The 12,844-nt window shown below is 32.5% G+C and carries 15 protein-coding genes and 1 tRNA gene; 5 read left to right on the top strand and 11 right to left on the bottom strand.

From position 1 onward, the window contains the following. Window positions 1-377, top strand: a 377-nt coding sequence (locus C8D80_RS04930; protein WP_133607953.1) for a T9SS type B sorting domain-containing protein, incomplete at its 5' end; no start/stop codon positions are given. A gap of 87 nt (window positions 378-464) precedes the next feature. Here C8D80_RS04930 and C8D80_RS04925 read toward each other — a convergent pair. Further along, the gene (locus tag C8D80_RS04925; RefSeq protein WP_133607951.1) at window positions 465-1,658 is read right to left on the bottom strand and encodes a pyridoxal phosphate-dependent aminotransferase; all 1,194 of its coding nucleotides are present in this window, start codon (window positions 1,656-1,658) and stop codon (window positions 465-467) included. Between the two features lie 124 nt (window positions 1,659-1,782). On the opposite strand from C8D80_RS04925, the gene C8D80_RS04920 reads away from it, so the two are divergent. Further along, entirely contained in the window at window positions 1,783-3,096 is a 1,314-nt protein-coding gene (locus C8D80_RS04920; RefSeq protein ID WP_133607949.1) for a retropepsin-like aspartic protease, read from the top strand. 31 nt (window positions 3,097-3,127) lie between these two features. On the opposite strand, the gene C8D80_RS04915 is transcribed toward C8D80_RS04920, so the two are convergent. Further along, a complete protein-coding gene (locus C8D80_RS04915; protein ID WP_162845032.1) occupies window positions 3,128-3,553 on the bottom strand; it encodes a DUF1573 domain-containing protein in 426 nt (141 codons plus the stop codon). 197 nt (window positions 3,554-3,750) lie between these two features. Here C8D80_RS04915 and C8D80_RS04910 point away from each other — a divergent pair, with 197 nt between their 5' ends. Then, entirely contained in the window at window positions 3,751-6,381 is a 2,631-nt protein-coding gene (locus C8D80_RS04910) for a valine--tRNA ligase (protein ID WP_162845037.1), read from the top strand. A 228-nt stretch (window positions 6,382-6,609) separates the two neighbouring features. On the opposite strand, the gene C8D80_RS04905 is transcribed toward C8D80_RS04910, so the two are convergent. From C8D80_RS04905 to C8D80_RS04875, 7 genes are all read right to left on the bottom strand, one after another. Then, window positions 6,610-7,122: a hypothetical protein gene (locus C8D80_RS04905; RefSeq protein ID WP_133607945.1), complete on the bottom strand. Its 513-nt coding sequence runs from the start codon at window positions 7,120-7,122 to the stop codon at window positions 6,610-6,612. Window positions 7,123-7,313: 191 nt separating this feature from the next. Then, window positions 7,314-7,628 carry an HPF/RaiA family ribosome-associated protein gene (locus tag C8D80_RS04900; protein ID WP_133607942.1) on the bottom strand — a complete coding sequence of 105 codons (315 nt, stop codon included), beginning with the start codon at window positions 7,626-7,628 and terminating at the stop codon, window positions 7,314-7,316. 87 nt (window positions 7,629-7,715) lie between these two features. After that, window positions 7,716-7,922, bottom strand: coding sequence for a helix-turn-helix domain-containing protein (locus C8D80_RS04895; RefSeq protein ID WP_133607940.1), 207 nt, complete (start codon window positions 7,920-7,922; stop codon window positions 7,716-7,718). 3 nt (window positions 7,923-7,925) lie between these two features. After that, a complete protein-coding gene (locus C8D80_RS04890; RefSeq protein WP_133607938.1) occupies window positions 7,926-8,462 on the bottom strand; it encodes a DUF2975 domain-containing protein in 537 nt (178 codons plus the stop codon). A gap of 88 nt (window positions 8,463-8,550) precedes the next feature. Continuing rightward, window positions 8,551-9,321 (bottom strand): hypothetical protein, encoded by a 771-nt coding sequence (locus tag C8D80_RS04885; protein ID WP_133607936.1) that lies wholly within the window; start codon window positions 9,319-9,321, stop codon window positions 8,551-8,553. Further along, a complete protein-coding gene (locus C8D80_RS04880) occupies window positions 9,318-9,815 on the bottom strand; it encodes a glycine-rich domain-containing protein (RefSeq protein WP_133607934.1) in 498 nt (165 codons plus the stop codon). Before C8D80_RS04880 ends, C8D80_RS04885 begins: the two co-directional genes overlap by 4 nt. An 11-nt stretch (window positions 9,816-9,826) precedes the next feature. After that, on the bottom strand, window positions 9,827-10,399 hold the full coding sequence (locus C8D80_RS04875) for a pentapeptide repeat-containing protein (protein WP_133607932.1): 573 nt from the start codon (window positions 10,397-10,399) through the stop codon (window positions 9,827-9,829). A 92-nt stretch (window positions 10,400-10,491) separates the two neighbouring features. Between C8D80_RS04875 and C8D80_RS04870 the strand changes: the two genes are divergently transcribed. Continuing rightward, window positions 10,492-10,565, top strand: a tRNA-Ala gene (locus C8D80_RS04870). A gap of 32 nt (window positions 10,566-10,597) precedes the next feature. On the opposite strand, the gene C8D80_RS04865 is transcribed toward C8D80_RS04870, so the two are convergent. Together C8D80_RS04865 and C8D80_RS04860 are read right to left on the bottom strand one after the other, a co-directional pair. Next, a complete protein-coding gene (locus tag C8D80_RS04865; RefSeq protein ID WP_133607930.1) occupies window positions 10,598-11,356 on the bottom strand; it encodes a TIGR02757 family protein in 759 nt (252 codons plus the stop codon). Between the two features lies 1 nt (window position 11,357). Then, complete coding sequence (locus C8D80_RS04860; RefSeq protein ID WP_133607928.1) at window positions 11,358-12,023, bottom strand: ABC transporter ATP-binding protein; 666 nt, start codon at window positions 12,021-12,023, stop codon at window positions 11,358-11,360. A 280-nt stretch (window positions 12,024-12,303) separates the two neighbouring features. Here C8D80_RS04860 and msrA point away from each other — a divergent pair, with 280 nt between their 5' ends. After that, window positions 12,304-12,831 carry a peptide-methionine (S)-S-oxide reductase MsrA gene (msrA, locus tag C8D80_RS04855; RefSeq protein ID WP_199757202.1) on the top strand — a complete coding sequence of 176 codons (528 nt, stop codon included), beginning with the start codon at window positions 12,304-12,306 and terminating at the stop codon, window positions 12,829-12,831. The last annotated feature ends 13 nt before the right edge of the window (window positions 12,832-12,844 follow it).

Genomic DNA, 12,844 nt, shown 5'->3' with positions numbered 1-12,844 from the left:
GTCCACTACAGTCTTCTAATGTGTTTACAGGAGTAAGTGCTGGGGAACATTTAGTAACTGTTGTTGATACAGAAGGATGTACATTTATGACACAATTAGTAACCATAATCGACTATCCAAATTACTTCACACCGAATGGAGATGGTATCAATGATACATGGAATATCAGAGGATTAAACCAACCAGGAGCTAAGTTGTATATTTTTGACCGCTATGGTAAATTAGTAAAACAACTAAGTGCTACAGACGATAGCGAGGGTTGGGATGGAACATACAATCAAGAATTACTTCCAGCAACCGATTACTGGTTCTCATTAGATTACATGGAAAATGGAGTCGCTAAACAGTTTAAAGCGCATTTTTCACTAATTAGATAAACAATAAAAGCAATCCTTGGGATTGCTTTTATTTCACAAAAAAAAGAGTTCACTAGTACTAGTGAACTCTTTTTTTATAATTTTTTATTACTTTTTATTATAAACAGTAATAGCTTCTTTTAAAATTTGAACTGATTTGATTAAATCATCTTTCTTTAAAACATAAGCTATACGAACTTCATCTAACCCAACATTTGGTGTAGAATAGAATCCTGCTGCGGGAGCTACCATAACTGTCTCTCCATTTAAGTCGTATGATTCTAACAACCATTGAGCAAATTTATCCGCATTATCAATAGGTAATTTTGCAATACAATAGAAAGCACCTTTTGGAGTAGCAACTGTTACACCTTCAATTTTATTTAATTCGGTAATTAAAGTATCTCTACGATCTTTGTACTCTGAAATAACATCATCAAAATAACTTTGTGGAGTTTCTAAAGCAGCTTCACTTGCAATTTGTGCATAAGTTGGAGGACTTAAACGAGCTTGAGCAAATTTCATAGCAGTAGCCATAACTTCTTTGTTTTTAGAAACAATGCAGCCAATTCGAGCTCCACACATACTATAACGTTTAGAAACCGAATCAATCATGATAGCATTTTCTTCTAATCCAGGAACATTCATAACTGAAAAATGCTTATCGCCATCGTAAATAAATTCGCGATACACTTCATCGGCAATTAAAAATAAATCGTGTTTTTTTACGATTTCAGCTAGTTTTAGAATTTCTTCTTTAGAATATAAATAACCTGTTGGATTTCCTGGATTACAAATTAAAATAGCTTTTGTTTTTGAAGTAATTAATTTTTCAAAAGCTTCAATTGGAGGTAAAGCAAAACCAGTTTCAATTCCTGAAATTACTGGAACAACTTTTACGCCTGATGCAGTTGAAAACCCATTATAATTGGCATAAAATGGTTCTGGGATAATAATTTCATCATCTGTATCCATTGTACTTCCCATAGCAAAAAGCAAAGCTTCTGAGCCACCCGTCGTAATGATAATATCTTGTGTGTCTATTGGTAATCCGTGATTTTTATAGTATTGAGAAAGTTTAGTTCTATAGCTTTCAAAACCAGCAGAATGACTATATTCTAATACCGTTATGTCGGCATTTTTTACAGCTTGTAGCGCCACTTCTGGAGTTTTAATATCAGGTTGCCCAATATTCAAATGATATACTTTGTGACCTTTTTTCTTAGCAATTTCTGCATATGGAACCAATTTTCTAATTGGAGATTCTGGCATTTGTTGCCCTTTAACGGAAACTTTTGGCATGACTTGTTTTTTAAAGATGTGCAAAATTGCGATTTTTTTTTGTGATATTAGTAAAACAACACATTAAAAAATGTTAAATCAATTATTTGTATTTATGTTTTTATTATCTTAGAATAAAAAATTTATGACAAAAATATTCTTCTTAAGAATACTAATTTTATTTGGTGCATTATCTTTTGCTCAAGATTCTATTGTTTGGAATTCAAAAAAAGACAAAATAAAAATACCGTTTGAACTTTCCCATAATCTCATGATTGTTGATGTCGTCTTTAATGGCGTTAAGTTAAAAATGATTGCAGATACAGGATCAGATGAAAGTATGTTATTTAGTCTGCCAGCAAATGATTCAATTTTTATAAAGGAAACAGAATTAATTAAAATAAAAGGGGTAGGTAAAAATGATTTAATGGATGCGTATTTAGCAAAAAATAATATTCTAAAAATTAAACAGTATACCAATGTTGATTTTGATATTTTAATTGTACCCAATCAGCAAATTGATATTGTAAATATAACAGGAATTCAAATTAATGGTATTTTAGGAGCCAGTTTCTTCGAACAGTTTTTAGTTGAAGTTGATTACGATGCAAAACAATTAATATTACATAAAAATTTTAAAAAAAGCTTAAAAAAATTAAGGAAGTATCAATGGGCCCCCATAATCATAGAAAATAGAAAGCCATATGTTATAATTCCTGTTGTTATTGAAAAAGCTCCAAATAATTTGAAATTATTACTTGATACAGGTTTGGCTGATGGTCTTTGGTTATTTGAGAATGATACTATAAAATGTGAGAGTAATTATTTTTCAGATATACTTGGTTACGGTCTATCTGGTGTTGTATCCGGAAAGCGTGCAAAAGTTAAAGAAGTTTTTTTATCTGAATATATAATTAAAGAAGCACTCGTATCTTACCCAGAGAAAGAGTTTTTTAAAGGATTAAATATTACTAATGGTAGAAATGGTTCATTAGGCGGACAGTTTTTAAAGCGTTTTAATTGGTTTTTTGATTATAAAAACAATAAAGTTTATTTTAAAAAGAACCAATTGTTTAATTTGCCTTTTGAGTACAATATGTCGGGTTTAGAAATACAACACAAAGGATCTCAATGGGTAAAGTATGAAGTGACATCTTTAGATAGAAAAAACAATGAAGTGGATAAAGTAATCAACTTCTATGAAAAAGTTGTTGATTTCAAGTATGAATTAAAACCAATTTATGAGATATATGCTATCAGGGAAAATTCTCCCGGATTTAGGGCTGGTCTTAAAGAAGGAGATTTAATAGTTAAGATAAATGGTAGAAAAGCATTAAATGTGAAAATTGATTTTTTTAATGATTTATTTACATCCGAAGATGGTAAGCAAATAACAATAGTCGTTGATCGAAAAGGAAAAATTCTAACCTTTAAATTTAAACTTGAAAAAATCCTATAAAAAAAGTCCCAACTAAATTGGGACTTTTTATTTATGAATTCGGAAACGTTTTCTTTTTAACTAACGGACTAACTTCTTCCTTAACAATAACTGTACCTTTAATTCGTAAAGGAACCATACCGTTTGGTTTGTTTATTGCATTACTTTCAATAGTAATCGTTTTACTAATAGGACCAGGATTCATGTTGTATTGAACTTTAATTTGTCCTTTACTATTTGGTGCAATTGGTTCTTTTGGCCATTCAGGCACAGTGCAACCACAACTCGATTTTGCATTGGTAATAATAAGCGGAGCATCACCAGTATTCGTGAATTCAAAAACTCTAATCCCATCATCTTTTCCTTTTTCAACTTCGCCATAGTTTATGGTTTCCTCTTTAAACTCAATCTTTGGACCCGTTTGAGCAAATGAAGCCATCCCAACTAATACAGTTAAATAAACAAGTAATTTTTTCATCATCTTATAAATTAATAGGTTGTTGTAAAATTAATTAAATATAAGCAACCAACAAACTACTCCTAACATTTTTTTTATTTTCGTGATATAGTTACTTTTGCAGTTACTAATACAAAAAACATACCAAATTAAATTTTGGAATGTTAAAAAGAACAGTCAAACTGTTCAACGATTCAATAATTAAACAAGAAAAAAATATAATGATTCCTGCACAATTCAACGCTAAAGAAGTAGAACAAAAGTGGTACGACTACTGGATGAAAAATGATTATTTTACATCCAAACCCGACCACAGAACGCCGTACACCATTGTAATTCCGCCACCAAACGTAACAGGAGTCTTACATATGGGACACATGTTGAATAACACCATTCAAGATGTATTAATTCGTCGTGCGCGTTTAAAAGGGTTCAATGCTTGTTGGGTGCCAGGAACTGACCATGCTTCTATCGCGACCGAAGCTAAAGTTGTAGCTAAGTTAAAAGAAGAAGGCATCAATAAAAACGATTTAACTCGCGAAGAATTCCTAAAACACGCTTGGGAATGGACCGATAAATACGGAGGAACCATCTTAGAGCAATTAAAACAATTGGGTTGTTCTTGCGATTGGAGTCGTACTAAGTTTACTATGGATGACGATATGTCAGCGTCTGTAATTCACTCGTTTGTAGATTTATACAACAAAGGTTTGATTTACCGTGGTTACCGAATGGTAAACTGGGATCCAGAAGCTAAAACGACTTTGTCTGATGAAGAAGTAATCTTTGAAGAACGTCAAGGAAAATTATATTTCATCAAATATAAAATTGAAGGTTCGGAAGATTTCTTAACCGTTGCAACTACGCGTCCAGAAACTATTTTTGGAGATACTGCAATTTGTATTAATCCAAATGACGAACGTTTTTCGCATTTAAAAGGGAAGAAAGCTATTGTTCCAATTTGTGGTAGAGTTATTCCTATTATCGAAGACGAATATGTTGATGTAGAATTTGGTACAGGATGTTTAAAAGTAACACCAGCTCATGATACAAACGATAAAACGTTAGGTGACAAACACAATTTAGAAATTATCGATATTTTCAATGAAGATGCGTCTTTGAATTCATTCGGATTGCATTATCAAGGAAAAGACAGATTTGTAGTTCGTGAAGAGATTTCGAAAGAATTAGAAACTATCGGCGCTTTAGCAAAAACCGAAACGCATTTAAATAAAGTTGGAACTTCTGAAAGAACCAAAGCGGTAATCGAACCAAGATTGTCAGACCAATGGTTCTTAAGCATGGAAGAATTAGTAAAACCAGCCATCAAAGCGGTTTTAGAATCAGACGAAATTAAATTATATCCAAGTCGTTTTAACAATACGTATGCACATTGGTTAAACAATATTCGCGATTGGAATATTTCACGTCAATTGTGGTGGGGACAACAAATTCCAGCTTACTATTTTGGTGACGGAAAAGAAGATTTTGTAGTAGCAGAAAATATCGAAAAAGCAGTTGAGCTTGCGAAAGTAAGAACTGGAAACACATCACTTACAGCAGCAGATTTAAAACAAGACGCTGACGCATTAGACACTTGGTTCTCTTCATGGTTATGGCCAATGGCTGTTTTTGGTGGTGTTTTAAATCCAGAAAATGAAGATTTTAAATACTATTATCCTACCAATGATTTAGTTACGGGTCCAGATATTTTATTCTTCTGGGTAGCGCGTATGATTATTGCAGGTTATGAATATGCTGGAGAAAAACCATTTTCAAACGTATATTTAACGGGATTAGTTCGTGACAAACAAGGTCGTAAAATGTCAAAATCATTAGGAAATTCGCCTGAACCGCTTGGACTAATTGAGAAATTTGGTGCTGATGGTGTTCGTGTTGGATTGTTATTAAGTGCTTCGGCAGGAAATGATATTTTATTCGATGAAGAATTATGCAACCAAGGTAAGGGTTTCTCTAATAAAATTTGGAATGCTTTCAAACTAATCAAAGGTTGGGAAGTGGCTGATATTGCTCAACCAGAAGCTTCAAAAGTAGCAATCGAATGGTACGAAGCGAAGTTACAACAAACCTTAGCCGAAATTGAAGATAACTTTGATAAATACAGATTATCTGATGCTTTAATGTCGATTTACAAATTGGTTTGGGACGATTTTTGTTCGTGGTTCTTAGAAATGATAAAACCCGGTTACCAACAACCAATCGATCGTGCTACGTTTGACAAAGCAATTGAAATGTTAGAAAATAACTTGAAATTGTTACATCCGTTCATGCCGTTTTTAACAGAGGAAATTTGGCACCATATTGCCGAAAGAACGCCAGAACAAGCTTTGATAGTAGGTGAGTGGCCAAAAGCTAAATCGTTTGATGCAAAATTAATTGCTGATTTTGATTTTGCTACCGAAGTTATTTCTGGAATTAGAACGATTCGTAAAGACAAAAACATTCCATTTAAAGATGCGATGGAATTAAAAGTGGTGAACAATGAAAAAGCGTCAACGTATTTTGATTCAGTGATTCAGAAGTTAGGTAATGTTGCTGCTTTAGAATACGTTTCAGATAAAGTAGATGGCGCGTTATCGTATCGTGTGAAATCGAATGAGTATTTTATTCCAATTACTGGAAACATCGATGTAGAAGCAGAAATTGCAAAATTAACCGAAGAGTTAGATTACACCAAAGGTTTCTTACGCTCGGTGCAAGGAAAATTGTCTAACGAAAAATTCGTAGCCGGCGCACCCGAACAAGTAATTGCCAACGAACGCAAAAAAGAAGCTGACGCTTTAGCAAAAATTGCGACTTTAGAACAAAGTTTAGAGGGTTTGAAATAATAACCAAAATGGTTTATATAAAGAATCCCGAGTTTGAGCTCGGGATTTTTTTGTTTATACTTTAAGAATGGCTAGTAACCATAAACAGCTTTTTTAACGTTCTACGTTAAACTCTCACTGTGTTTTGGTTAGCTGAGTATTTTCTTTAATTTAGTAATATTATTAGTAGAGTGGTGCTGACGGTATCCAAAATGAAGCAATGAAGTTTAGTGTGTGTTAGCAACGGTATTAATTTTTCATAATTTTTTCTGCGACGTAATCAGCAACAGCTTGATTCTGATTTGTAATATCATGAATCCCTTTTACAATTGATGTAAAATCTAATACAGAAGTATCCTCCTCGTTTTTCTTCACTTGTCCACTAAAAACAAATTTAATTATTCTGTTATGCCCGCTATTTTCAGCGATTACCTCAGATCGATCAATGTGCAACCGAACAATGTAGCTATTAGTCGTATTATAATTCAATGATGTAAAATGCACCTTTTCATCCAAATACTTTAATGAAAATTCAATATTATATTTTCGACAAAGTGGTTTAATTTTTTCTTCAAAGTCAGAAAAAAAATATTTGATATATCTTGGATTACCCGAAAAAATAAATTCGATGTTATTCGGAACTACATAATTTTCATTTTTGTAGGAATTAATTTCGTTAACGCCCAACTCTAAATTTTGTGAACTTAATTGTTGTGCCGAAATCAGTGTAAAGAAATAAATGATAGTGGTGATCGCTTTCATTACGGTAAATTTTCTTGAGTATCGTTGCTAATTCGTTTAAATGTATTTTTGGGTGGATATGTATGATATTTGTCATACTTTATTTTAGTAAATATATAAAAAATCTTATAAATTATTAAGCACACATTAGTTTAAATACAATCTTAGTAAACAAAAAAAAATCCCGAGCCTAAACTCGGGATTGCTTGTTTTTAATGTTCTTTTATTTTTTCTACCGTCGTATCTAAAACACGTTGGATTTTTTCTAATGCTTCAAAAAAGGCTTTTTCTGGGCTATCGGCATTAGCGGTAACGGCAATGGGTTGTTTTTTTTCTACTTTGGCTTCAATGACACATTTTTTGTCGTTTGGAGTAGATTTATTTCCATTTTCATCGGTAATATGAACTTCAACTCGGGTTACAATTTCGTCAAATCGTGCTAATTCATTTTTAATTTCGGTTGTAAAATATTCTGCAAAACGGCTTCCGCCTTCAATGTTTTTGTCGGTGTGAATTTGAACTAACATAGCGTTAAGGGATTAAATTATTAATACCTAAACTTACGAATATTCTTTCAGTCTTACAAATTCAATAGCGTTAAAAAAGTCCTAATTCTAATCTTCCACAAATTCTAATATATCGCCTGGCTGACAATCTAAGACTTTGCAAATGGCCTCAAGCGTACTAAAACGTACTGCTTTTGCCTTTCCTGTTTTTAAGATGGACAAATTGGCTAAGGTAATGTCTACTTTTTCCGAAAGTTCGTTGAGCGACATTTTACGTTTTGCCATCATCACATCTAAGTTTACTACAATTGCCATACGTTACACTGTTAAGTCGTTTTCGTTTTGAATATCGATTCCTTTTTTAAAGATAATCGCGATAATATAGATAACACCTCCCATTAAAATAAAAGCCCCGCTGTCTGCCCAAAATTGGTTTAAGTTATCGGGAACAAAACCATGATGCATTAAACTTTTAACTATTTGTCTCGCAATGTGACTTAATATTCCAATCGATAGGGTGAAATAACTAATAAGTAAAATTTGTTTTGCCACAAAAGTGTTGAACGGTTTTGATAAATCCATTTTGTGCATGAGATGAATTACGGCATAAAATAGAAACGCTTTTAAAATGGAAATGATAAGTATAAAACTATAAACACCATAAAAAGTTAATTTACTGTCGTTATACATAGCCATTAAGTCTAACTTTTGATACAGATTTTGAATAATTTCAGGGTTATAAAGGCTGAAAAAGAAATTAACGATTATGGCTCCAGTTTCAATGGATAAGCCAACAAAAATAAGCCAAGCTATAGCATATAAGCCCCAAAATACGAAGTTGTTTGTTTTTGACATAACTACAAAGTTTAAAATTACATTGCAAATGTCAATAAAAATTTATTGAAAAACAATAAAAATTTAATATTTTTTGATAAATAGTGATTTAATCACCTCCACAGCCTCCACAACCACTACATCCGCTGCAGCCTCCATCAGAGGAACCAGTATCGCCGCTACAACTACTATCAAAACTTTCTGAATAGCTTTCAAAATGACTCCAAGAGCAGCCTGAACATCCAAATGAATTATCGGTTTGTCTATTCATTTCTGTAGAAATGGTTTGGTCTATTTGTTTTAATAAATCAAATTCTATTGTGGATAGAAGAAAAATATTCCCTTTTATCTCTTTTAAAATTTCCAAAGCTTTCTCTTTATCGTTTTGAATAATTGAAGGTAGTTGTACTTCAAGGTGATTAATTTCTTTTTGAAGTTCTCTTCTAAGTTGTTCGTGTTTAGAAGTTTTAAAATTGTAACCAATGAAGTAAAAGATAAAGTTTTCCTTGAAGCATTCCGAAATATTAGGGCTCTTTCGGATTAGTTTATGAAAGTAGTTATGTGATTTCGCATTTTCATATCCAACTTTAACAACATGACGGAAAAGATAACGATAGTCCTCATTTTTTTGAAATATATTTAAAAATACATTTTCATGTGGTAATGAGTTATAAAATCTAAAATTCTTACCCGTTTCAATATATTCGTATAGTCTTTGCTCATCTGTTCGTCCTGTTTGTTTATAAACTTCTTCAATTTTCAAAACTTGTTTTAACAATAAATCCATTAAAGTTACTTTTAATACTTCTTTTAAACGAGTGTCTTTGTCTTTAAGAATTATTAATGTTTCAGCTGGTGTAAGTTGAGATAGATATTTCACTTTTTAAATATTGACGGTTTTTTTATTATCCAATTTTGATTCAAATTGATTCTTTGGAAGTTGTTTTCACTAAATCGAATGTGGCTTGGTTCCCAAATATCTTCTGGAGCATAGATTTCAAAAATCAATTTATAAAGTTCCTTTGTTTTTTCATACCAATTTGTGAATTTGGTGTTCTCATCCATGCCTCCTTTTGTTGGACCGTGATGAATTGTCTTGTTTAGCGTGTTTTTGCAGAAATCATTCCAATATGATTGAGTATATAGTAAATGTAAATGCCAAACTTGGTCAATTTGGTCTGAAGGTGTTAATGGATGTTCGGCAATACAAATTAAGAACATAAATTTTTTGTACTCTTCGATTGCTCTTAATGTATATTCAATTGACCAACCATTTTCTCTTGCTAATCGTTCTGTAAATGTCAAAGCAGATGAAGGTTCGTCAATTTCAAATTCCTTAATTTTTTTCCAGAGTATTTCTTGAGCCTCTGTCATTTTTTCTATTTTTATTTAATAACTAAATCATATTTTTTCAACAATCCAGACAAATTTCCAGTAGAAAAAACAGCGCGTTTTAGTTTGTTTTTTTCAGGGTCAATGATGAAATCATAACTCGTGGAAAAATCGGTTTTGTGAGCTGTTGTGCCTATGAAAACAGCATGTCTTAAGTTGCAATTGTCAAACATGGCTTCCGATAAATCACTTTCCATAAAATCAACAGCAATCATGCTGCAATTGATGAATTGCATTTTCTTCAATTTTAAACTGTAGAATTGTGCGTAATCAAGCAAACTATCTTTGAAGTGGAATTCGTATAAAATTTGATCCGTCATAGCAAAATTCACCGAAGTAAAATCGCATTTCGTAAACCAAACATCACGCAACGACACATGATTAATCTTCGTGCCTCTAAAATTACAATCGATAAAGTTGCAGTCAATAAACGTTACCGCAATAAACGAACACGCTCTGAAATCGCAATTCGTAAACGTGCAATTTTCGTATTCTTTGTATTTTACATCGCTTTCAGCATAAGTAATATCAGAGAAATTTTGGTCGATAATATAATCTGCGTGCATGGTTTTAGTTTAGAAATGTAAAACTACTTCAATTTTTTATCGAATCAAAAAGAAACTTATGTGTTTAAAAAAGCTATATTCGTGAAAATTTTGGGGATGTAGCTCAGTTGGCTAGAGTGCTTGACTGGCAGTCAAGAGGTCGTGGGTTCGAGCCCCATCTTCTCCACAAGAATCCTGTTTCGGCAGGATTTTTTGTTTTTAAAACCCTTCAAAAACGCCTAGTCCAAATAATGCAAAATCGTATTTGGCTGGGTCATTCGAATCTAATTTTCTTAAATTTTCGTCCAATTCCGCTAAAGCTTTAGCATCGTTTTGTTTGCGACTCAGCAATTCTAATTTCCTTGCCACATTTCCCGAATGTACATCCAATGGACAAGAAAGTAGCGCAGGAGAGATGCTGTTCCAAATGCCTAAATCGACACCTTTGTTATCTTTACGAATCATCCAACGCAAATACATATTAATGCGTTTCGCCGCCGAACCATTCAACGGATCTGAAATGTGTTTTTCAGTTCGTGATAAATGTGGTACTTCAAAAAACAATTGTTTGAATTCTGAAATCGTATGTTGCATCGTTGGATTTTCTTTCGAAAAAACCGCTTCTAATCCGTTATGATTTTGGTAAATATGTTGTAAACCTTTAACGAATCCTACAAAGTCTTTTCCATTAAAAGTACGATGAACGAAATTTTCTAACGATTCTAAGTGTGATTCTGAATGATTCATGACAAAATCATAAGGCGAATTTCCCATTAAATCCATCATTTTCTTCGCATTGTTGATAATCATTTTGCGATTTCCCCAAGCAATTGTAGCTGCCAGAAATCCAGCAATTTCAACATCTTCTTTAACCGAATACAAATGCGGAATCTGAATTGGATCGCTTTCAATGAAATTCGGATTGTTGTATAATTCAACCTTTTCGTCTAGAAAATCTTTTAACTCGGATTGTGTCATTTTAAGAACTTACAATATTCCCATCTACCATCGTTAGTTTTCTATCTGCCATGTTGGCTAATTCTTCATTGTGAGTCACAATTACGAAGGTTTGCCCAAATTCATCACGCAATTTAAAGAACAATTCGTGTAAGTTTTCGGCTGTTGTAGTATCTAAATTTCCTGAAGGTTCATCGGCAAAAATAACAGCTGGTTTGTTAATTAAAGCTCTCGCAACCGCAACACGTTGTTGCTCTCCTCCTGAAAGTTCGCTTGGTTTGTGATGTGTTCTTTCGGCTAAACCTAAATAAGATAATAAACGTTTGGCTTCGGTTTCCACTTCTTTTTTATCGCGATTGGCTATAAATCCAGGAATACAAACATTTTCTAAAGCAGTGAATTCAGGTAATAATTGGTGAAACTGAAAAATGAATCCCAAATGTTGGTTTCTAAATTTAGAAAGTTCTTTGTCTTTTAAATTCAAAACCGATGCACCATTGATTTCTAAAACGGTATCGTTTTGTTTGGCAGGTAAATCTAAAGTGCCTAAAATTTGAAGTAAAGTCGTTTTACCAGCACCCGAAGCACCAACAATAGAAACGATTTCTCCTTTTTTAATGTGTAAATCCACTCCTTTTAAAACATGAAGCGAATCATAATATTTATGTAGATTTTTTGCCGTAATCATAATGGAACATTTCTACAAAGAAACAAAGATTTTTGGCTAATAAAAAAACTATTCGAAATCTATTCACGTATCTCAATTAATAAAGTTTAGTTAAAATAGTATTTATGTTTAATTTTTTTGTAGATTTGTTAAACAAAATAAACGAATGTAATTTATGAGAAATAGTTTAAAAGGGTTGTCGTTAGTTTTGGGTTTGGTTTTTGGTTCATGTACCGCAAAAGAAAAACCAATCGTAAAAGAAGAATTTAAAGAACCTGTAAAAATAAAAGTAAAAGAAGGTATGGAAGTAGCAACATTTGCTGGAGGCTGTTTTTGGTGTACCGAAGCGGTCTTCCTAGAGATAAAAGGAGTAGATAAAGTGGTTTCGGGATATATTGGTGGAACAACTAAAAATCCAACTTACAAGGATATTTGTACGGGAGAAACAGGTCATGCAGAAGCGATTCAAATTACATTTAACCCGAATGAAGTGGCGTATGAAGATTTATTAGAAGTTTTCTTCGCAACACACGATCCAACCACTCTAAATCGTCAGGGTGCAGATGTAGGAACACAATATAGAAGTGAGATTTTCTATCATTCGGAAGCTCAAAAAACGAAAGTAGAAAACTACATTCAGTTGTTAGAAAAAGAAAAATTATATGATAAAAAGATTGTAACGAAAGTGTCTTCGGCTAGTGTGTTTTATAATGCAGAAGAGTATCACCAAAATTATTACAATCAAAATTCAAGTCAAGGTTATTGTCAAATGGTGATTGCACCAAAATTAGAAAAATTGCGCAAGTATTATAAATCGAAATTAAAATAGAAGGGAAAAATTG

The sequence above is a fragment of the Flavobacterium cheniae genome, from assembly GCF_004363695.1.
Lineage (GTDB): Bacteria > Bacteroidota > Bacteroidia > Flavobacteriales > Flavobacteriaceae > Flavobacterium > Flavobacterium cheniae.
Note: the sequence above shows the minus strand (reverse complement) of the source record. Positions and strands in the feature narration are given on the sequence as shown.

Excerpts from the sequence above, each read along its gene's own strand:
- C8D80_RS04925 (WP_133607951.1), bottom strand. The coding sequence starts at position 1,658 with ATGCCAAAAGTTTCCGTTAAAGGGCAACAAATGCCAGAATCTCCAATT.
- C8D80_RS04920 (WP_133607949.1), top strand. The coding sequence starts at position 1,783 with ATGACAAAAATATTCTTCTTAAGAATACTAATTTTATTTGGTGCATTA.
- C8D80_RS04915 (WP_162845032.1), bottom strand. The coding sequence starts at position 3,553 with ATGAAAAAATTACTTGTTTATTTAACTGTATTAGTTGGGATGGCTTCA.
- C8D80_RS04905 (WP_133607945.1), bottom strand. The coding sequence starts at position 7,122 with ATGAAAGCGATCACCACTATCATTTATTTCTTTACACTGATTTCGGCA.
- C8D80_RS04900 (WP_133607942.1), bottom strand. The coding sequence starts at position 7,628 with ATGTTAGTTCAAATTCACACCGACAAAAACATTGAAGGCGGAAGCCGT.
- C8D80_RS04895 (WP_133607940.1), bottom strand. The coding sequence starts at position 7,922 with ATGGCAATTGTAGTAAACTTAGATGTGATGATGGCAAAACGTAAAATG.
- C8D80_RS04890 (WP_133607938.1), bottom strand. The coding sequence starts at position 8,462 with ATGTCAAAAACAAACAACTTCGTATTTTGGGGCTTATATGCTATAGCT.
- C8D80_RS04880 (WP_133607934.1), bottom strand. The coding sequence starts at position 9,815 with ATGACAGAGGCTCAAGAAATACTCTGGAAAAAAATTAAGGAATTTGAA.
- C8D80_RS04875 (WP_133607932.1), bottom strand. The coding sequence starts at position 10,399 with ATGCACGCAGATTATATTATCGACCAAAATTTCTCTGATATTACTTAT.
- C8D80_RS04865 (WP_133607930.1), bottom strand. The coding sequence starts at position 11,356 with ATGACACAATCCGAGTTAAAAGATTTTCTAGACGAAAAGGTTGAATTA.
- C8D80_RS04860 (WP_133607928.1), bottom strand. The coding sequence starts at position 12,023 with ATGATTACGGCAAAAAATCTACATAAATATTATGATTCGCTTCATGTT.
- msrA (WP_199757202.1), top strand. The coding sequence starts at position 12,304 with ATGGAAGTAGCAACATTTGCTGGAGGCTGTTTTTGGTGTACCGAAGCG.